Here is a 19,708-nt window from a genome sequence, read left to right on the forward strand (position 1 = left end):
CTTATTCCTTTAATGATTGAGCGTTATGCGCTACTTATACCAAAAAAATGCTTAGGTGTTAAATGTACGTATGCGAATAGCTTCCAGATGAGAATGATTAACTGGGATACACATAAGGCAACCAGTATAGAGTAGTAACCCCAAATGCTTGAAAAAACAAAGGCTAAAATCAAAAATGAGCCAATAGAAGCTAGATGAGAATAAACGATGTGCCTATCATGCCGCTGTGAATAAATTGCATAATGAAAAATCATCCAAAATGCATTGATGATCATTGCAGCTAAAACCCAATAGTAGATATCAAAAAATTGAAAATACACGGGTTTGTCGATCCAGTTCAGTAAGTATGGAAATACCAATAGGCTACCAATCATAAATAACACGCTAAATAATGAAACAAAAATCAACATCTCGCGCATGCATTTTTTATACATCTTCGAGTCATCATTTTTATACGCATGTATCAGCTTAGGGTAGACAAACGAAAATACAGCGGCATCAAGGAACGCAATTAACGTACCTGCCACGCCGATGAACAATACGTATGCCGCAACAACGTCTAAGCCAGCTAGGCTCTCTAACCAGTAGCGATCAAAGGTAAAGACGCCTCTGAAGGCTAGGGTTGCCACCAACATAGGAATCGCTATTTTTACACCTGACACTATCCAATGAAAATCAACAGCCGTTGACCAACCGCCTAAGTTCATTTTTACAATTTTAAAGACAGAGAAGACAATCGCTAGAGATGAACCTATTAGCCAAAAAAACAATACGTAGTCTAAGCGCCTGAAAGACTCATCTAACAGCATTAATCCTATAACCAACACGGCCCATAAGGCTTGATTAAGAAACAGCACAATACTGGCTGTCACTTGCTCTGAGGCAGCTATAAAAAAACGCATTAACTCCAAACAAATATGCTCAAGCACGACGAGGAAGAAAAACCACTTCAGTATGCTCCAAGGCAAAATATCCATATAAAACAGTGAGATCAGCATTGGAAGAACAAGAATGTACAAAAGAAGAGTCAACAGCCCCTGACGTTTAAGGAAGGAACCCCAGTACTGTTTACTGGCACTTGATATCTCTCGAGTGGTGTAGGTATAGAAATCCAGACCAACAAAATACAATGAGTAGCCTACAGCCGCGACGACCAGCCCGTAGATCCCCACATCCGAAGGATCTAATAACTTGACCAGCATAAATAGAAAGATGAAGCGGCTGATCATCACTAGAGCACGAATAGATATGTTTAAAAGCTTTTCATTCACTTTACTCACTATTACCTAAAGAATAAGAAAAATTCAATTAACTTTACACTACACATTAATTTTCATTCTTACTACACTAAAATCAAAAAACAATAAGAGGGCTAATCACCAAAAATTTTTACTTCGGTATTTAGTAGCGCTACCTGGCTTGGAAAATAATAAAGGGCTTCATCCATAAAGTGTCTAGCAATATCTTTGTCGCCAATATAGCTATAAGCCTCCACTAAATCAATATACAGTTCAATATTGGGTTCCTTTTCAATTCGATCTATAGCCCAACCGATAAAGAGATCAGTTCTATGATTTTCACCACGAGCCAAGTCCGTATAAAATAAAGACACCATCACAAGATAATCTGCATAATTTACAGTATAGATATTATTTCTTGCAGGACTCAAAATACTTATATCATTAAATTTAGAGTCAACATATCTCTTAATGCTAAAAATTGAATATAACGTATGAACAAAGAATGAGATCGCAACAACATATACTATAATACTAAAAGCACAAGAAAAAAGAGTCATACCTTTTGAAAGACTAATACAAAAAACTTTTGAGTCATCATAAAAAAACACATAACAAATAAATATACAATAAAACCAATGCACACTAGACAAATAAAATGGCAGCTCAACAAATAAATGCAAGCCTATAGGTGATAATATAGATAAAAAAAACAGCCCCTTAAATCGACCTAATTTAATACATCCAACAATCAAAATAAAAGAAAAAAACAACAATCCTGAGAGAGCAACCACTCCACCCTCTAGCCACCAGTAAAGAAGTTCGTTGTGCGGGTGTGTAAACATGACCCTAGATGGTGGGTAATTTAAATCGGTTTGATTCAAATGATACAAAGCAGCAAAATCATGAAAAACTTTAGAAAATGAACCATAACCATAACCAACCCATGGCTTTTCCAAAATAGCATTTAACGTTATTTTGTATATATGCAGCCTATCGTTATCAACCGAGGCCAATACCTTATCAGTACTCTGCAATAAAATATCAGTTAAGTACGAACCAAAAAACAACCCTAAAAGAACACTAAAAACCCAAAAAAAAGAAACCCTACTTTTATATATTGGCTTACCATTAGCCATAATAAAAAAAAGAAACCCAAAAACCAAGCCTAACAGTCCAACTCTTGATGAAGTCATCATCAATGCTGATGAACAAAAAAAAGTAAAGAAAGATAACAACAAAATATTTGTTTTTTCTTTATAAACAGTACCAACATACAACACCAACAACAGAACAGATGACAAATAAGTAGCAAAAACATTACTCTGCTGAAAAATAGAGCCTGGATAGTTTGGGTAATTTAGAACAGGAAAATAACTTATATCAAAAAACGCGTACTTTAAATTAAAGATCTGAAGATATGCTATGACTGCTAAAAAAAAAGCACCTATAAGAACCATGCAAATAAGCTTAAATCTATCGAAATCATCAAAGCTTAACTGAAACAAAGAAAAATAAAAAACAAACCCAAATACCATATATAAAGCTCTAAAAAGCCATACATTCTCATTCGAAACTCCGGAGACAACAGAACTAAAAAGCAAAAAAATCATAGTAACAAATGGAAGAATTACCGCCTTACTTAAAAATATATTTTTTAAAAAAGCCTGCCGAACTATAATAAAAAACGCTATCGTGAGAGCCAAAATCCAGACATAATTATTAAACGGAAGATATAAACCACTCATTCCGATATTTGGATGATAAAAAAAAGGGAACACAGAAAACAACAAGAAGAACATAGAAAATGTTGTTTTCTTAAAAAAACTAAAATCCATTTATACTTTCACCTAAATAATAAAACAGCCCATCTCGCAAGATTTAGGCTGTTTGCTATAAAACCAGATTACTAACTAAATTTACAAAGTGAAATCTCTACAAGTTGACGGACGGAATCTTTCAGGCACGGCACCACCACAAGTCCAAGTAACTTGGTTGTTATTCTGACGTGTTGGTCTTAATACAATTGCACTAGCTCTTTCAGCCGCTGTGATATTCGCTATAGCTGCAGTTGCAGTAACAATAATATCGCTTCCATCCCAACCCAACGATGCTACAAACTGCGATGATTGACCTTGAACAACAAAGCTAGCAGGTGGCAACGCTCCGTTTGTCGCAGTAAACTCAGAGATATCTGTTCTGGCAGAAGAAGCGGCTAATACCAGCTCAGACACCTGAGCACGTGTAGTGTAGTTTTGATAAGCAGGCAGCGCGATAGCAGCCAAAATACCAATGATAGCCACAACGATCATCAGCTCGATCAATGTAAAACCTTGTTGTCTTTTCATTTGTTTCTCCAACGAAAAAGTAAGTTTAGGATTCAAGCCTCTGATCCTTGAGGATTGCATGAAGCTTATTAACTATAGAGCAGGTATCGTGCCAAAATCGGAAAATTCAAAAATCAATTTAATTACTTCATACAAATCAATAGATTAAATTCGATTGATTTTCCATATTCACATTCTCAGTATTTTACAATCCAACCAAAGTGACAGTTTAGGGCACCTAAAGTGACAAATATTGTCACTTTCTGACAGATTTACGCCAATGTGTTAACGCAGAACATCCCGCATGGAAACCGCTTTTGACTCTAGGCGCAGGATGGAACCCACCACAAAAAAGGCCGTCACCCACACATTCGTTTTGAATACCGTATCGGTTAAGGACAAAACCAGAAAAATAATCAGCAAGCCATACACTAGCACCCTCGTGCTCTCGGATACTCGGAAGGCAAATGCAATGCCGAGCAGTATCAAACACAGCAATCCAAACACGCCATATTCGAGCGTTTCCTGCACATACTGGTTGTGTACGTGTGATAGCTCGGTTATTGCATTGAAGGAGAGTTGGTGCTCGGCAACCCATCGTTCAGACTCTGCATTCAGCCTATCAAGGCTCTCTCCAATGCCAAATAAAGGCTGCTCCTTTATCAATCCAGCCGAAATCCACCACGCATTGAGTCGCAGCCCAAGAGATGTATCAAAGTCTCCCTCCATGAGGGTTTCAATTTCGCTTCTTGTATCCTGCACTCTGTCTTTTAAGCCATCATGGGAAATATAGGAGCCTACCAACACAATTGGCACCAAGGCCAAGGCAATGACTAGGCTTCGCTTGCTAGCAAGCGTTCGCAGTTTCATGCAGGCAAAGAACACAGCCAAGGCAATCAAGGTCACATAAGCACCGCGCGTGCCCGTGAACGAAAGGAGAATAAGCAAACCCAGCAGAATAAAGCCAACGCCTAGCTTGTAAGGCCGCGCATATGAACGAAACAGAAAATCAACCAGAACTAGGCCGTAAATCAGCAATAGGTTAGAAAACACAATAGGGTTGTGACCTACACCAATACGCTCATCGCCATGGCTGTGCCATACTTCCAACGCACCGCTCAACAGCGTCAGTAAGCTGCCGCACACGACTCCAAGGTAGATGGACTCACGGATATAGCCTGTCTGCTGTAAATACACATAAAAAACAGCAAACAACACAAACTTAATATAGCCTGATCCATGTTCAGACCAGTCGCCAAGCAGCAGGATGTGTAAAAGGTGATAGACGCCAAAGACCAGCAAGGAGACAAGCCAAAATCCATCCGATGCCTCAATCTTCGCGTTGCGTATCACAAAGGGCACCGCTAGCAAGGCCAAAAGAGCGAATAGGTTTCGGACTAAATGCACATCACCAACGATCAAGTTAACGAGCAGTAAAAAAACCAGAAAACTGTTCAAATACAAAAACGTTAACCGACCTCTCAATGGAAGCGTATTGTTCATCGTCCTTCGTCCCTTTTGTTTAAGTTGAGCGCGTTGTCATCCAGTCAACACATGCATCGGATGGTGTAAAACCAGACACACTTCGTGTTAAACATTCACGCGCAACGTCGACCTGATTCTGGTGGACCGCTGTTTCTAGCTCAACCAATGTTTGCTGCAAAATATCGGGGGACAGCATTTCTTCATTGGCTCTCATAATTTTAGGGTGTTGCGTCGGAGTGACGTTATCGCCAATTAATAATTCCTCATAGAGCTTTTCACCCGGTCGAAGCCCTGTGTATTCAATCGCGATATCCCCCTGAGGATTGCGCTCATCCTTAACGGAAAAGCCCATTAGTCGAATCATACGCTTGGCTAAATCGGTAATGGTGACAGGTTCACCCATATCAAGAACAAATACATCCCCACCTTTAGCCATAGAACCGGCTTGAATCACCAAGTTTGCGGCTTCTGGGATCGTCATAAAGTAGCGGGTAATGTCAGGATGGGTTACGGTCACAGGCCCTCCCTCTTCAATTTGCGTTCGAAATAAAGGCACTACCGATCCAGACGACCCCAGTACATTACCAAAACGCACCATGGAATAGATGGTCTTGGATGTAGATTGAGAGGATCGCTGCGCCAAGTCTTGTAATATCAGCTCAGCAAGTCGTTTCGTCGCGCCCATCACGTTGGTGGGTCTAACGGCTTTATCTGTAGAGATTAATACAAAGCGCTCAACCTTTGCCCGTAATGCAGCCTCGGCGAGTATTTGGGTGCCCAGTACATTATTTTCGATGCCTTCAAGGATATTATGCTCAACCAAGGGGACGTGCTTATAGGCAGCGGCGTGGTAGAGCGTTTGTACCTGAAACCGACTAAGCACATCGTCAATACGCTGTGTATTCGTCACCGACCCTAGCAGTGAAATCCGTGGAACAGTGATACCCAGTGTCTTGGATAACAGCGCCAGCTCTTGCTCAATCGCATAGAGTGCGTACTCACTTCGCTCATACAAGACTAAGCAACGTGGCGTATTCTTTAGCACTTGCCGACATATTTCTGAGCCTATAGAGCCTCCAGCACCCGTCACCATCACAACTTTGTTATGAATGCTGTCATCAATCAGCGCTCGAATGGGGGGAACGGGGTCTCGACCTAACAGATCTTCTATCTGCACTTCACGCAAACTGGTGATGGATTCGCCCGCTAAAATTTCGTGCATGGACGGCAGGGTTTTGACATGAACAGGAAACTCCTCCAGTCGTTGCAGTATATCGCGGCGCGCTTTCGCACTAATCGAGGGCATGGCAAGAAACACGGCACTCACGTTACGTGCCTCAATTAATGTGGAAAGGTGCTTTGGATCAAAGACCTTGCATCCTGTTACATTACTCCCGATCAGCAATGGATCGTCATCTAAAAAGCCGACACATTTGTATTCGTGATGACTTTCTAAACTCCGGCACAGCTGAACACCGCTTTCGCCTGCACCATATATGAGTACTGGGCTTTTATCAATGAACAAGTCTAAGCTCCATTGATAGTAACTGCGCATTAAAAAGCGGGTTCCACCCACATAAATCAAGGCAATGATGGCAAAATTAACCGGAACCGTTCTGGGGAAGGGCTCTATTTTAATGACAAATGCAGCCGCCCAAAGCATCATGGATAGGATTAACACGCCCGACACGACCGTCCAGATCATCTGGCTACCGATGTAGCGAATGACGGCTCGATAAAGCCCAATCCGAATAAAAATCAGAATGCCCATGACGGGTAACAAAATAAATAAAATTGCGGCTGGGTAAAGATAGGCTTCGGGCCATAGTTCCGAAAAGCGCAGAGCAAACGCGGACCACAGGGCGAGGGGCAAGGCAACCGCATCGGCCATCACCATGAGTAGACGTTTTTGATAACGACTTAACTGCATTAGCTTTGAATGAAAAAAATCCGTTTTCTTAAAATTACTCATGAGACAGTCCTGTCACCTTGCCCTTTACCCAACACCGTTAGAAAGATATAGCGAAAATACTGCCGTAGATTAAGGTTCTGGATCATTTGCTGATCCATCGCGGCAAGTTTGGCAGGTGTCGACATATCGACATTATTCACTTGTGCCAGCCCTGTAATCCCTGGTCGCACGTTAAACACACCCAGCGCGTCTCTTTCTTGAATAAGCTCATGCTGGTTAAACAAGCAAGGACGAGGCCCCACTAAACTCATTTCCCCTTTTAGCACGTTCCATAACTGGGGTAGCTCATCGAGTTTAGTTCGACGCAAGAAATGACCAAAGGGGGTAATGTCGCTGCTATTGGCGAGATGGGTCGCCACCGAGGCGGTTTCCGGTTTCATTGTTCTGAATTTAACCAGAGTGAAGGGCTGTAAATTACGCCCAACTCGTGTCTGCCGGAAGATGGGGGAGCCAGTATCAAAAAAGCCGATAATCGTTAACACTAGAAAAATCGGGGCCCCGAACAGTAATCCAAGCACCGAAAATAACACATCCAAACTGCGAATCATGTTTATTCCTTTTCACCTCGCATGATTTATAAAACAATAGCTTACACCCTTATCAACACAGAAAAAAATGTAAATCTGTTTGTTTTTCGCCTGCAATAATATCGACTAATGAAGACACCAACAAACTTTATTTAGTGCAATGTGGTTGTGAAAGCGGCTTGTGCCGAGTCTTGAGTCTTGAGTCTTGAGTCTTGATAGGTCAGGGCTTATTCTAATCTCTACGAAAAGGGCCTCGTTGATTATTCACTGCACAAGGCTCTTCTCACTCACAAGGATGTAACACAATGCCAACAGAAAGGAGTCTCTCGTATGGCAAAGCATTACGATACCGCGTACAAGGAAGTCTTTAGCTATCCTGAGTTTGTCCAGCAACTCATTGAAGGCTTTATACCCTCAGAAATTGCTAACATCATGGATTTCTCAACTCTTACTATCCACAGCGGCAATTACATCACGCCACTATTTGAAGAAAAACTGGAAGATGTCGTGTGGTCGGTCGATATCACTTGGGACGGCGCTAAGCAACCCGTCTACTTATACATTTTACTAGAGTTTCAATCTCAACCCGACCAAACCATGCCCATCAGGTTAATGCACTATGTGGCGTGCTTTTATGACCACTTACTGAAAAACAAAAAAACGACCTTAAAGAAAGGGTTACCTCCAATATTGCCGATTGTGTTGTACAACGGATCTAAACGCTGGTCGGCAAAACACGACATTAGTGAGCTGATTTTCCCAGAGCCACCCGATTTTTTGAAAGCCTATCAACCACACCTACGCTATTACTTAGTGGATGAAGGAAGCTATACTAATGAAGAACTCGGGCTTAAGCCGACCCCTCTGAGCGGAATATTTGGCGTTGAGAATGCAGGGCACAGTATGGAAGCACTGCAACAAGCGGTCGATAAAATCACAGCGATCATTCAGGCGTCTCCGCATAAAGAGCGTATTGATAGAGTTGTGACCCGTTGGATTAAGCGACATTTAAGTTACCTAGGAGCCGAGATCAAACTCGATCGACTCAATAGCCTAGTAGAGGACAAAGACATGCTAGCAGAGAACTTAGAAAACTTAGTTAAAAAAGAGCGCAATACCGCTCGTATGGAGGGTCGACTGGAAGGCCATATGGAGGGTCGTACTGAAGGTCGTACTGAAGCCCGATGTGAAGTTGCCCGCAACCTAATAAAATTGACGGAAATGGATGACGCAATGATCGCCAAAATCGCCGAATTACCCGTCAAGGTTGTAACTGAGCTTCGATCAACATCGAAAAGCTAACAGCACTTCCAATACTCTAATGACCTCAACGCAGCACACATCTCTGCAAAAGCCCTGACATAGCAAGACTCAAGACCGTCGTTCGCCATGAATGGCGAACGCGAGGCTCCATGGACGGCTTGTGCCGAGTCTTGAGTCTTGATAGGTCAGGGCTTATTCTAATGTCCACGAAAAGAGCCTCGTTGATTATTCACTCCACAAGGCCCTTCTCACTCACAAGGATGTAACACAATGCCAACAGAAAGGAGTCTCTCGTATGGCAAAGCATTACGACACCGCGTACAAGGAAGTCTTTAGCTATCCTGAGTTTGTCCAGCAACTCATTGAAGGCTTTATACCCTCCGAAATCGCTAACATCATGGATTTCTCAACACTTACTATCCACAGCGGCAATTACATCACGCCACTATTTGAAGAAAAACTGGAAGATGTCGTGTGGTCGGTCGATATCTCTTGGGACGGCGCTAAGCAACCCGTCTACTTATACATTTTACTAGAGTTTCAATCTCAACCCGACCCAACCATGCCCATCAGGCTAATGCACTATGTGGCATGCTTTTATGACCATTTACTGAAAAACAAAAAAACGACCTTAAAGAAAGGGTTACCTCCAATATTGCCGATTGTGTTATACAACGGATCTAAACGCTGGTCGGCAAAACACGACATTAGTGAGCTGATTTTCCCAGAGCCACCCGATTTTTTGAAAGCCTATCAACCGCATCTACGCTATTACTTAGTGGATGAAGGAAGCTATACTAATGAAGAACTCGGGCTTAAGCCGACCCCTCTGAGCGGAATATTTGGCGTTGAGAATGCAGGGCACAGTATGGAAGCACTGCAACAAGCGGTCGATAAAATCACAGCGATCATTCAGGCGTCTCCGCATAAAGAGCGTATTGATAGAGTTGTGACCCGTTGGATTAAGCGACATTTAAGTTACCTAGGAGCCGAGATCAAACTCAATCGACTCAATAGCCTAGTAGAGGACAAAGACATGCTAGCAGAGAACTTAGAAAACTTAGTAAAAAAAGAGCGCAATACCGCTCGTATGGAGGGTCATATGGAAGGTCGTACTGAAGCTCGCTGTGAAGTTGCCCGCAACCTAATAAAATTGACGGAAATGGATGACGCAATGATCGCCAAAATCGCCGGATTACCCGTCAAGGTTGTAACTGAGCTTCGGTCAACATCGAAGCACTAACAACGCCTCCAATACTCTAATGACCTCAACGCAGCACACATCTCCTCAAAAGCCCTGACATAGCAAGACTCAAGACCGTCGTTCGCCATGGATGGCGAACGCGAGGCTCCATGGACGGATTAATGCCGTGTCTTGAGTCTTGATAGGTCAGGGCTTACTACCCACCACTACCGCCTCAAAAATCCCCCTCCGCACACTGCAAACACGTCAACCCCAAAGCTCGCCACTGCGCAACCACCGCATCACGATCATCCAGTACCAGCCAGGGCTCAAATCCGGCAACTTTCATATCTTCAAGCAACTCGGCCTTGACCACTTCATCCCGCAAATGGTCATCACGCTCTTTACGTAAATAAACACCATCATACGGAATTTCATGAGCATTCAGCCAAGCTAGGGTACGTGCCATATGCGTTTCAGGACGACCGCTGCAAATAAGGATTTTTTGCCCTTGCTGATGCAGAATACGAACAAGCTTAACAACCGCATCAATAGGCGCGGCCGTTTCCATATGATCAAAAAACGCATCCCAATGCTTCTCTTCACCCAACACCCAATGCCTTACCTCTTCAGGATCGAATTCAGCTAGGGTTCCATCCACATCAACAATAACGGCGGAGTATTTTTTCATGCATATGTCCTTTTATTGTTTAAAAATTGTTTCAACATAGTTTTGGAGAGTAATGGCTCAATCGACAGGCTTAATCGGTTAGACAATTCGATAAACACAGACGCTGCTTAAAGGTTTCTTGCCAGCGCTGCAGCTGCTCAGGCTTAGCGAACAAGGGGTAGATACGCTCAGCCTGCAGATGCTCGACCAATCCACAAATATCACTGAACCTTGGGTGCACATTCCAACGCGTCCATTCAGCACGTCCTGTTTGCACGTCATTCAATGCTTTTTCTGGCATATAGCCCGTGTAAATTACGCGACCTTGATAGTGTGGATCTGCAATTAAATGCCCCGCCGCGCCGGAACAACCATCCGGATCGGCCGCCAAGCGAACACAAGGGGTGTCTAGATCACTTTCCATCCAAAGCCTCGGCGAAAATTGCGCCAGTGCCGCATGAAAGCCCTCTTGAAAATACCTAGGACTAAGCGACTTAACTTGCTCCAAAAACTTTACACATACGGGATCCAAACTGACAGTGTAACCACGTTGTTCCAACTGAATCGCCATTTCCAATGCACGCCCCGAGGGAGGCACTGGCAGCAGACTCTGTGGCCGCATTCGCTCCATCAAGGCGTCGATACACGCCTGTTGAGGTTGATCATAATCGCCATACGAGGCATCCAACAGCGCTACCTTGGCTTTGGGTGGCCAGTCAAAGGCAAAGCTCAGGGACTCCAGACTGATGTCACCTGAGTAATAGATGCCTTCATCAAGACCGAAATGCAACCAAACACCACCTAATGAGTGACCGTTTAAGCCTGTTGTCACCGAAATCCCGGCAATCCTGCAGGTACCGCGCAATGGCAAAGGGTGCCAGTCTCGCCCTTTGGGTAAGCTAAGTGCCGCAATCTCCGTGCAATAAAGAGGAATATTAAAATCCAGCTGAGCAACACCGCCGATATGATCAATATGGTCGTGTGTGATTAAGATGGCATCCAGCTTGATGCCCTCTAACTGCCTAGGCCAATCAATCGCTTCACCAGATTGTAAGGCTCCGCCTGCATCCAACAGCAGGTTGACACCCTCTGCTTGCAGTAAAATCGCGGCAGGTGCTTTGTCACCCAAACCGCTAAGACACCGTATTACAACTGCCATACTGACCCCTTATGCCGCCAATGACCAAGCCTGTGTGAGATTAAGGCTAACCGTGGCTCCAATCGGGACAGCCACTGGATGAAAGGCCTGTAACCGCTGTTGGTTCGGCATTTCCAGATGGATTTCATAACGCTCACCACGATACACCTGAGAGATCACGCGGGCCGTCAAAGTCGCTGATTGCGGCAAGGAAGCGTTGATTAACTCAATCTGCACATGCTGGGGTCGAACCAGAAATGCACTTTGCGCACGCTCATTGGTTGGATGAAACAACGCATTGACGCCCTCTCCCGTCAGGGTTTGGTTCTCGGGAACTTTCTGCCCCATCAAAATGCTGCCCTGTCCGATAAACTCAGCCACCCATTGGGTTTTAGGTTGGTGATAGAGCGCTTCTGGACTGGACCATTGCACCAGCCGACCTTTTTCCATAACAGCAATTTGATTGGCTAACGACATGGCTTCAGCTTGATCATGCGTCACATAAATCATGGTCGCGCCTGTGCGCTGATGAAAGGCTCGAAAGCTCTCTTCCATGGATGCCCGCAGGTGGCGGTCTAAATTGGCCAACGGCTCATCCAGCAGCACCACGTCAGGATCGGTCACTAAACAACGCGCCAGCGCAACACGCTGACGCTGCCCACCGCTCAAGTCTTGTGGATAACGTTGCGCGTAAGGCATCATTTCCACGGTTTCTAAGGCGTCATTTACCTTTTTTTGATACATACCTGAAGGAATGCGTCGATGCTTTAATGGATATCCGACATTTTCAGCCACCGTCATATGCGGCCATAAGGCATAGGACTGGAACACCATACCCATATTGCGGTCTTCAGGGGAGATCTGAGCCTTCGCGGTTGCAAGGGTTTGATGTCCTAAACGTAACTCACCTCCACTGAGCGTCTCGAATCCTGCCAACATGCGCAGTGTGGTGGTTTTTCCACAACCGGAAGGCCCTAAGAGCGCAACAAAGCTACCTTGTGGAATGTTAAGCGAAATCTGATCCACCACAGGATTTTGCTCAAATACTTTACTGACCTGATTCAGGATTAACTCTGCCAAGGGACAACTCCTTTGGGTAAATAGCGAGCACACAAGCTCAACAACATCATCAATACAAACACCATCAGCACGACCAGCACCGCAATGGCGGCCGCGAGAATACTGTCACCACTTTCATCGAGATTGAAAATCAGAACCCCCAAGGTTTCTCGACCCGCACTCCAAAGCAACGCCGAGACCGTCAACTCATTCACGGATGTTAAAAACACCAACAGGCCTCCCGCCCCAACAGCCGGTGCGATTAAGGGCAACACGATGTCGATCAGTCGTCGTGAAGGCGACGCGCCTGCAATTTGCGCGGCCTCTTCAAGACTCGGATCCATTTCATTGATACTGGCCAAAACGGGCTTTAACGCAACGCTTAAAAAGCGCGCTAAATAGGCGATAAATATAATCCACAAGGTGCCATAGAGCGCGAGATTGATGAACGGCAAGGGTTTAGCGAAGAGCAAAATACAGGCAATCGCCAAGACTACGCCGGGCAAGGCATAGGGAATTTCAATGCTACTGAGCAGCCAAGTACTTATCTTCGCCGATGACTTACGCAAACTATTGGCAATGAGGATAGAGAGCACCATCAGTAACAATGCCGCACTAATAGACAGCAGCAAACTATTGGAAAAGGCACGTCGAGTCATCCCTTGACGAGAGACCATTTCATCATAGGCCGAGAACGTCAGGGTCTCCCAAGTCAACGGCACTCCTAATGCAGGCACTAAAGAGCTGGTCATTAACGCCAGTAAGGGGGCCATTAAAATCAGACTGATCACTAACCAAAGGGCCACTTCCAACCCAACTCGCCCTCTTTTCAAATCAAATGATTGCGCTTTACTGCTGTTGCCGAGTAAGCGAAAACGGCCCTTTTGTGCGGCATACTGTTGAATTTGTATTCCAATCAAGGCCAATACGCCGATTAATACCGATAGTGACGCCATTTCAGGCAGTACGCTCGGCCCAAAACCCGACATTTTTTGATAAATGAGCGTGGGCAATACGTAGTAAGACGCTGGAATGCCCAGCATCGCAGGAATACCAAAGTTCCCAAGTGCCGATACAAACGCAATTGATGTGCCTGCAATCAAACCGTTGCGCGTCAAGGGCAGAATAATATCGAGCCAGATGTGATGCTGACGTGCACCCGATAAACGGGCCGCTTCGATTAAGTCACCAGGCAAATGAATTAAACTGGTGCGCAGAGCTAAAAACACCAAAGGCGCATGCTGAATGCCCAACAACATGGCAATACCTTCCGCCGAATACAAGGGTTGTGGAGAACCCAATGCCGGAGCCAAACCCAAGGTATTCAATAAAGGGCTACCAGGACCCATTAACTGCAACCAGCTTAAGGCCGTCACTTGCGGCGGAATCATCATCGGCAGCATGAAACAAAACACCAAGGCCGTTTTCGCACGGATGTTGGTCAAGGTCACACTAAATGCAAATAAACTGCCTAAACACACGGCAATAAGTGTTCCCAAACCAGAGGTGTAAAGACTCCGTGAGAAGGCTCGCCAAGTCGAAGGCTCTTGCAATACCTGCGCAAAGGTAGAATCGCCTAATAAATGCCAGTCCTTTAACGCCTCGATCAACAAACGAAGACTCGGAATCAAGGTCAGCAGCAAGATAACCAAGAGGAGTATAGAAAGCAGCCAGCGCGAAGGCTGACTGCTGATGTTCGAGATTGGCTGCATGGTCATCAGCTTCCAAAGATCTCACTGAAGTGCTTTTTATTGTCTTCAGCATTTTGCAGTGCTTTAGCGGCGTCTAATGGCATCAAGCGTATTTCGGAGCGATCCGGAAATCCGTCAGGTAACGCGATGGATTCCAATGCTGGAATGTAGCCTTGCTCAGATACCAATGCTTGGCCTGCACTCGACAAGAGAAAATCGACAAACTTTTGAGCGGCTTCTGGATGGTTTGCCTCTTTGAAAATCGCCACGGGTTCAGTCACGGCAGTGACGCCTTCACTGGGGAAGACAAACTTAATCGGCGCACCTTTGGCCGCTTCACGAATGGCCATAAAGTCAACTAAGATGCCATAGGGTTTTGTGCCAGCAGTGATTGCGGATAACACAGCTCCATTGCCCGTTTGAGCGCTGACTTGGTTGGCCTGGAGCTGCTGGTAGTAGTCCCAGCCAAATCCATCCATATCAGTCAGTGCCGCCAAATGAATTAAGGCCGCGCCCGAATACAAAGGACTTGGCATCACCACCTGGTTTTTAAGATTTTCGTGTGTCAGATCCGTCCAAGACGTGGGTTGGTGAGGAGCACGGGTATGATGAGCAATGCCCGTGGTAATCATTTTTGTGCCGTAGTAATAACCTTCGGGATGATAAAGTGCTGCATCGTAACCCGTACGCTCAGGACTCATATACGGCTGAAGAAGGTCTTCTTCTATCAGAGACTCCATTGTCACACTATCGGCAATCAAAAGCACATCGGGTTTAGATACCCCAGCACTCAATTCCGCACGCAAACGCGTCATCAACTGAGTCGTACCGTCTCTTACCCACTCAACTTCAATACCTGGGTGTGCCTTCATGAAGGCATCCACCGTCATCTGAGCATCGGTATTGGGTTGGCTTGTATACAGCACCAATTTTTCGGCAGCCTGAACTGTCAACGGCAGCGCAAGAGCCACAGAGAGTAACGCTTTTTTAACATTGAACATGGACATCACCTTTTGTTGTCTCATCAAGAAGAGGTGACCATGCTAAAGGGTTCAGGTGACACTAAAATGACATCTTTCTTTCGTATGCTAGTTGAATGCTTTCGTTTTTTAGCCAAGCCTATATTTATTGAGAAGGTCATTATGAATTCGAAAGAAAGACGCCAGCGAATTTTAAAACAGATTAATCACGCAGGCGCTGTGCGCCCAGAGCAATTGGCCGAACAGTATCAGGTCTCGGTGCAAACCATTCGCAGCGATCTACGCACCCTTGGAGATAAAGGGTTACTGATTCGCCGCCATGGTGTTGTTGCACCCTTTCCAGGCCGAGAGAACGTGGACTTTGAACAACGACAAATCCGCAACGCTCAAGGAAAAGCACGTATTGCTCAACGCTGTTTAAGCCTGCTTGCAGAGCATCAAAGCCTATTATTGGGCACAGGCACCACTGTCGAGCATTTGGCTGCAGTGCTCTATCAAGTCTCTGGTCTGCGGATTATGACCAACAATTTGCACGCCGCACGCCATCTCTGCCACCACCCGAGTTGTGAGTTATTAATTGCCGGTGGATTGGTCAGAAAGCGAGATCAGGATGTTGTCGGTGGTGACTCAATTGAGTTTTTTAATCGCTTTAATGCCGAAATTGGCATCGTTTCAGTGGGTTGCATGGATAAATTAGGGCATCTCTATGACTACAACACAGACGAAGTCATGGCCCGAGAAGCCTTATTGCGCAACAGCCGCCATCATATTTTGTTAATCGACAGCAGTAAGTTTAATTCTGAGGGCGTGTGTCGAGCGGGTCATATCAGCGATTTCCACAGCGTGATTAGCGACGAGGCACTGCACTCAAGCCTACGCAGTCAATTATCTGCCAAACAGGTGGACGTGTTGGTAGGCTGAGTACGTCCTATAAACACACTCAGTGGTGAAGTGTCGTGCGCAGTGCTGCAATGTCTTCTTCGGTTAGGCCTGATGCTAGTGCAATTTGCGCATCGGTGAGTAGGTTCATCAGAACCCAATACATCAGGCAGTAAAGACTAGTACGTTGACAAACGGTTGGAGCCCTTACACATCACTCTGCTCCAACCAACGCTGTGCCAACATATGTCCTTGCTTGGCCGCGAGCGTATAATACTGTTTGGCTTTTACACCATCCGGCTGAAAATAATGCTCGAAGCCCTGCTCAAATACCCGACCCATCTGATACTGGGCTTTCATATCCCCTAAATCAGCGGCGCGCTGCAGGTAAATGGCGCCCTGAATACGGTTACTGACGCCCTCTCCTCGAAAATGCAGCAAATGCCCGTAAACGGATAAGGCACGGCGGTTGCCATGATCGGCCGCGTAACGGAATAACTTCATCACACCTTGGTGTTGGGCTTTGCCACTGCGGGCAAAGGGTGAGCGAAACAACGCATACGCAATCCAAAACACCACAGGGGCGAGCAACGTGCCAATAAAACGCATTCGGTGTTCCGCCCCTCTATTCTGTCAGGTCTTCAGGTTAATATTCACCACTCAATCGACGACGTCCCAACAGGGTCAACACCAATAAGAGGAATGTCGTACTAAAAATGGCCACAACGCTCATCGCCATCCCAAGGCCGGGTGACCCCTGCTCAAATTGACCAAAAACAAAGGTTGATACCGTCGTCAGGCCTGCTGGGGCAACCATGAGCGAAGCAACTAGCTCCCTTGACGCGATCGCAAACACCAGAAGCATCGCCACAATCAGTGCCGGAGACAAGGCGGGTAGCAACACTCGAATAAACATTTGTACAAACCCAGCCCCACAGACGCGCGCGGCGGCTTCGAGATTTTCACTCATTTGCCGGAAGCTTGCACTAGCATACCGCACCGGATACGGCAGTAGCAAACAGGTGTAGGCCAGCAACAGCATAGCACTGGTGTTGTACACCTGAATCGGCCAATGGGTTTGATTCCACGCGAGAATTAAACCCACAGCCACCACAATCCCCGGCATGGCATTGGGCAATAACGATAAAAAATCCAAAAGCTTATGGCCTTTAACTTGTGCTCGCACCACTAAATAGCCAATCAATGCACCCAGAATACCTGTTAACAGCGCCGCCCCTGTCGCCAAGCCTAGACTGGTCGACAAAGCCTGCAACGCACCGGCACGATTATTAAAAAGTGCCTCAAAATGCCGCAGTGATAGATTGCTCCAACTCAACCCACCCGATAAGGTTGAAGATAACGCCGTTGCTAAAACCGCAAGAATCGGAACCGCTACCGAAATAAACGCAACCAACATAAAGAGCATAAACACCGGCCATTTCAAACGGCCCAGTTCGATCTGCTCAATCGCAGACGGCTTACCCGTCACCGAAATATACGAACGACGCGTGACTAACCAATGCTGAAAATAAAAGGCTGCCATCGCCAGTATCACCAACAATAATGACAAGACCGACGCACCAGGAATATCCAAAGGCCAGTCGGAAAAACGCTCATGAATGCCCGTCACTAACACAAAGTAGCCAGATTGAGCACCCAATGTCGCGGGGGTTCCAAACTCTTCAATCGTTAAAACAAACACCAACAATAAACTCGCCGCCATACCGGGGATCGATAAGGGCAAGCTAATTCGAAAGAATGACCGCCATGGCCCGGCACCACAGACGCGTCCCACCGACGCATAACGCCCACCGACAGCCATTAATGTTCTTGAAATGGCAAAATACACCACAGGAAACACATTCAGCACCATAACGAATGCAATCCCCCAGAAGGAGAATAAAAATGCATCGGCATTAAACCCGAGGAGTTGTTGCAAGTAGCCTCGGTTTTGTAAGGACATCATCCAAGCTAAAGCAGCAATGTAAGGTGGTATCAGGAAAGGCACCAGAAACACCACATCCCAAATAGCAGCACCTGGCACTTTCGCCAGTGCTCTTAAAGCACCCAGTGGAATCGCGAGCAAAGCACTGCCCAGCACAACCGCCAAACCAAGCTTAAGAGTATTGCCGAGCAAATGCGCGAGCTCAGGATCTTTCAGTGTCGGAATAAACACCGAAAAAGGCTGAGCCCAACTGCCCCGGCTTACGTCTGGGAAGATCGCCTGCAATACAATGTAGAGTAAAGGCAGTCCAACCAAAAGTAGGAGGATGCCAGCCGTTGCTAGCATCACACCTTGCATCGTATAAGCCGATAATCTCATTAGTTTGACTGACCAAAAATCGCTCTGAAAGACTGCAGTATGTCTTCGCGACGCGCTTCGTATTGCGCTTCATCATACTGAATCAGGTTCAGCTCATTAAGCGTTGGACGCAATGCTGGAATATCGGTTCTCGCTGGCATTAAGTAACTTTGCGCTACACGCTCTTGACCGGCATCGGACAAAACGAAATCAATAAAGGCTTTCGCTTGATCAGGTGACTTTGTCGATTTGAAAATCATCATCGGTCTTGGTGCAATCACCGTGCCACTTTCAGGAAACACCACTTCAATCGCCTCACCATCGGCTTGCTGACCTAAAGCAATGTAATCCACGGCACCAAACACCACTGACTTGGCACCCTGCAACACAGGATTCAGCGCACGTGCATTCGGTCCTGGCACAATCATGTTGTTGTCTTTCAGCTGTTGCATTAATGACCAGGTTGCATCCTCGCCCTGTGAAGCCAGCAAGCCTGTAATCAACTGAAAAGCCGCCCCAGACTGAGCAGGGTCCGGCATGGTGACTTCATTGTTGTAAGCAGGCTGAGCCAAGTCTGACCAGTCTTTTGGCATCGTCACTTGACTGTTTTTATTCCACACCATCGCGAGGGCCGACACGCCTTGGGCAACATAATGCGTGTCTTTTAAATACTCGGGGACCTGTGTTGCATTCGGTGACACATGCTCCAACAAATCGCCGCGCGCTTTTAAGTCAACGGCAGAGTCCCAAGACGCTGAAATCAAAATATCGGCAATGGGATTGGCCTGTTCAGCTTCTAAACGGGCCATCACCTGCCCTGTCGTCCCTTGAAACACATTCACCGCAATTCCAGACTGGGCCGTGAAATCCTGCGCAAGATGGTTAATTAAGCTTTCGGGGCCAGCGGAGTAAACCGTTAAGGTTTGTGCTTGGGCACTGGCAGCCAAGGTGATTGATAAAATAGCAGACGCCAAAAGTTGTTTTGTGTTCACAG

General features: G+C 45.9%; 17 protein-coding genes. 3 read left to right on the forward strand and 14 right to left on the reverse strand.

The window, feature by feature from the left end; genetic code table 11:
- Positions 1-23 precede the first annotated feature (23 nt).
- From F5971_RS09350 to F5971_RS09375, 6 genes are all read right to left on the reverse strand, one after another.
- Entirely contained in the window at positions 24-1,280 is a 1,257-nt protein-coding gene (locus tag F5971_RS09350; protein ID WP_223116304.1) for an MATE family efflux transporter, read from the reverse strand.
- A 92-nt stretch (positions 1,281-1,372) separates the two neighbouring features.
- The gene (locus F5971_RS09355) at positions 1,373-3,076 is read right to left on the reverse strand and encodes a PglL family O-oligosaccharyltransferase (RefSeq protein ID WP_193494817.1); all 1,704 of its coding nucleotides are present in this window, start codon (positions 3,074-3,076) and stop codon (positions 1,373-1,375) included.
- 81 nt (positions 3,077-3,157) lie between these two features.
- A complete protein-coding gene (locus tag F5971_RS09360) occupies positions 3,158-3,586 on the reverse strand; it encodes a pilin (protein WP_193494919.1) in 429 nt (142 codons plus the stop codon).
- A gap of 264 nt (positions 3,587-3,850) precedes the next feature.
- Entirely contained in the window at positions 3,851-5,068 is a 1,218-nt protein-coding gene (locus F5971_RS09365) for an O-antigen ligase family protein (protein ID WP_193494818.1), read from the reverse strand.
- A 19-nt stretch (positions 5,069-5,087) separates the two neighbouring features.
- Entirely contained in the window at positions 5,088-7,022 is a 1,935-nt protein-coding gene (locus tag F5971_RS09370; protein WP_193494819.1) for a polysaccharide biosynthesis protein, read from the reverse strand.
- Positions 7,019-7,570: a sugar transferase gene (locus F5971_RS09375; protein ID WP_193494820.1), complete on the reverse strand. Its 552-nt coding sequence runs from the start codon at positions 7,568-7,570 to the stop codon at positions 7,019-7,021. Before F5971_RS09375 ends, F5971_RS09370 begins: the two co-directional genes overlap by 4 nt.
- A gap of 309 nt (positions 7,571-7,879) precedes the next feature.
- Here F5971_RS09375 and F5971_RS09380 point away from each other — a divergent pair, with 309 nt between their 5' ends.
- A complete protein-coding gene (locus F5971_RS09380; protein WP_193494821.1) occupies positions 7,880-8,851 on the forward strand; it encodes an Rpn family recombination-promoting nuclease/putative transposase in 972 nt (323 codons plus the stop codon).
- A 256-nt stretch (positions 8,852-9,107) separates the two neighbouring features.
- Positions 9,108-10,055, forward strand: a complete 948-nt coding sequence (locus tag F5971_RS09385; protein ID WP_193494822.1) for an Rpn family recombination-promoting nuclease/putative transposase — start codon at positions 9,108-9,110, stop codon at positions 10,053-10,055.
- A gap of 175 nt (positions 10,056-10,230) precedes the next feature.
- Here F5971_RS09385 and F5971_RS09390 read toward each other — a convergent pair whose 3' ends face one another.
- From F5971_RS09390 to F5971_RS09410, 5 genes are all read right to left on the reverse strand, one after another.
- Positions 10,231-10,686 (reverse strand): phosphatase domain-containing protein, encoded by a 456-nt coding sequence (locus F5971_RS09390; protein ID WP_193494823.1) that lies wholly within the window; start codon positions 10,684-10,686, stop codon positions 10,231-10,233.
- A 70-nt stretch (positions 10,687-10,756) separates the two neighbouring features.
- Entirely contained in the window at positions 10,757-11,824 is a 1,068-nt protein-coding gene (locus tag F5971_RS09395; protein ID WP_193494824.1) for an MBL fold metallo-hydrolase, read from the reverse strand.
- 9 nt (positions 11,825-11,833) lie between these two features.
- On the reverse strand, positions 11,834-12,883 hold the full coding sequence (locus F5971_RS09400) for an ABC transporter ATP-binding protein (RefSeq protein WP_193494825.1): 1,050 nt from the start codon (positions 12,881-12,883) through the stop codon (positions 11,834-11,836).
- Positions 12,871-14,574, reverse strand: coding sequence for an ABC transporter permease (locus F5971_RS09405; protein ID WP_193494920.1), 1,704 nt, complete (start codon positions 14,572-14,574; stop codon positions 12,871-12,873). Before F5971_RS09405 ends, F5971_RS09400 begins: the two co-directional genes overlap by 13 nt.
- A gap of 5 nt (positions 14,575-14,579) precedes the next feature.
- Complete coding sequence (locus tag F5971_RS09410) at positions 14,580-15,554, reverse strand: ABC transporter substrate-binding protein (protein WP_193494826.1); 975 nt, start codon at positions 15,552-15,554, stop codon at positions 14,580-14,582.
- Between the two features lie 66 nt (positions 15,555-15,620).
- Between F5971_RS09410 and F5971_RS09415 the strand changes: the two genes are divergently transcribed.
- Positions 15,621-16,454, forward strand: a complete 834-nt coding sequence (locus F5971_RS09415; protein WP_246187786.1) for a DeoR/GlpR family DNA-binding transcription regulator — start codon at positions 15,621-15,623, stop codon at positions 16,452-16,454.
- A gap of 165 nt (positions 16,455-16,619) precedes the next feature.
- On the opposite strand, the gene F5971_RS09420 is transcribed toward F5971_RS09415, so the two are convergent.
- The 3 genes from F5971_RS09420 to F5971_RS09430 are packed head-to-tail and all read right to left on the reverse strand — an operon-like array spanning position 16,620 to position 19,706.
- Positions 16,620-17,021: a tetratricopeptide repeat protein gene (locus F5971_RS09420; protein WP_051514604.1), complete on the reverse strand. Its 402-nt coding sequence runs from the start codon at positions 17,019-17,021 to the stop codon at positions 16,620-16,622.
- 37 nt (positions 17,022-17,058) lie between these two features.
- A complete protein-coding gene (locus tag F5971_RS09425; protein WP_193494827.1) occupies positions 17,059-18,735 on the reverse strand; it encodes an ABC transporter permease in 1,677 nt (558 codons plus the stop codon).
- Positions 18,735-19,706 (reverse strand): ABC transporter substrate-binding protein, encoded by a 972-nt coding sequence (locus F5971_RS09430; RefSeq protein WP_193494828.1) that lies wholly within the window; start codon positions 19,704-19,706, stop codon positions 18,735-18,737. The genes F5971_RS09425 and F5971_RS09430 overlap by 1 nt, the downstream gene beginning before the upstream one ends.
- Positions 19,707-19,708 lie beyond the last annotated feature (2 nt).

Origin of the sequence: Nitrincola alkalisediminis (assembly GCF_009821115.1) — a bacterium.
GTDB classification, from domain to species: Bacteria; Pseudomonadota; Gammaproteobacteria; order Pseudomonadales; family Balneatricaceae; genus Nitrincola; species Nitrincola alkalisediminis.

Bases quoted from the DNA above. Each gene is read 5' to 3' on its own strand.
- F5971_RS09355 (WP_193494817.1), bottom strand. From the start codon at position 3,076: ATGGATTTTAGTTTTTTTAAGAAAACAACATTTTCTATGTTCTTCTTG.
- F5971_RS09360 (WP_193494919.1), bottom strand. From the start codon at position 3,586: ATGAAAAGACAACAAGGTTTTACATTGATCGAGCTGATGATCGTTGTG.
- F5971_RS09365 (WP_193494818.1), bottom strand. From the start codon at position 5,068: ATGAACAATACGCTTCCATTGAGAGGTCGGTTAACGTTTTTGTATTTG.
- F5971_RS09370 (WP_193494819.1), bottom strand. From the start codon at position 7,022: ATGAGTAATTTTAAGAAAACGGATTTTTTTCATTCAAAGCTAATGCAG.
- F5971_RS09375 (WP_193494820.1), bottom strand. From the start codon at position 7,570: ATGATTCGCAGTTTGGATGTGTTATTTTCGGTGCTTGGATTACTGTTC.
- F5971_RS09380 (WP_193494821.1), top strand. From the start codon at position 7,880: ATGGCAAAGCATTACGATACCGCGTACAAGGAAGTCTTTAGCTATCCT.
- F5971_RS09385 (WP_193494822.1), top strand. From the start codon at position 9,108: ATGGCAAAGCATTACGACACCGCGTACAAGGAAGTCTTTAGCTATCCT.
- F5971_RS09390 (WP_193494823.1), bottom strand. From the start codon at position 10,686: ATGAAAAAATACTCCGCCGTTATTGTTGATGTGGATGGAACCCTAGCT.
- F5971_RS09395 (WP_193494824.1), bottom strand. From the start codon at position 11,824: ATGGCAGTTGTAATACGGTGTCTTAGCGGTTTGGGTGACAAAGCACCT.
- F5971_RS09405 (WP_193494920.1), bottom strand. From the start codon at position 14,574: ATGCAGCCAATCTCGAACATCAGCAGTCAGCCTTCGCGCTGGCTGCTT.
- F5971_RS09410 (WP_193494826.1), bottom strand. From the start codon at position 15,554: ATGTTCAATGTTAAAAAAGCGTTACTCTCTGTGGCTCTTGCGCTGCCG.
- F5971_RS09415 (WP_246187786.1), top strand. From the start codon at position 15,621: ATGACATCTTTCTTTCGTATGCTAGTTGAATGCTTTCGTTTTTTAGCC.
- F5971_RS09420 (WP_051514604.1), bottom strand. From the start codon at position 17,021: ATGCGTTTTATTGGCACGTTGCTCGCCCCTGTGGTGTTTTGGATTGCG.
- F5971_RS09425 (WP_193494827.1), bottom strand. From the start codon at position 18,735: ATGAGATTATCGGCTTATACGATGCAAGGTGTGATGCTAGCAACGGCT.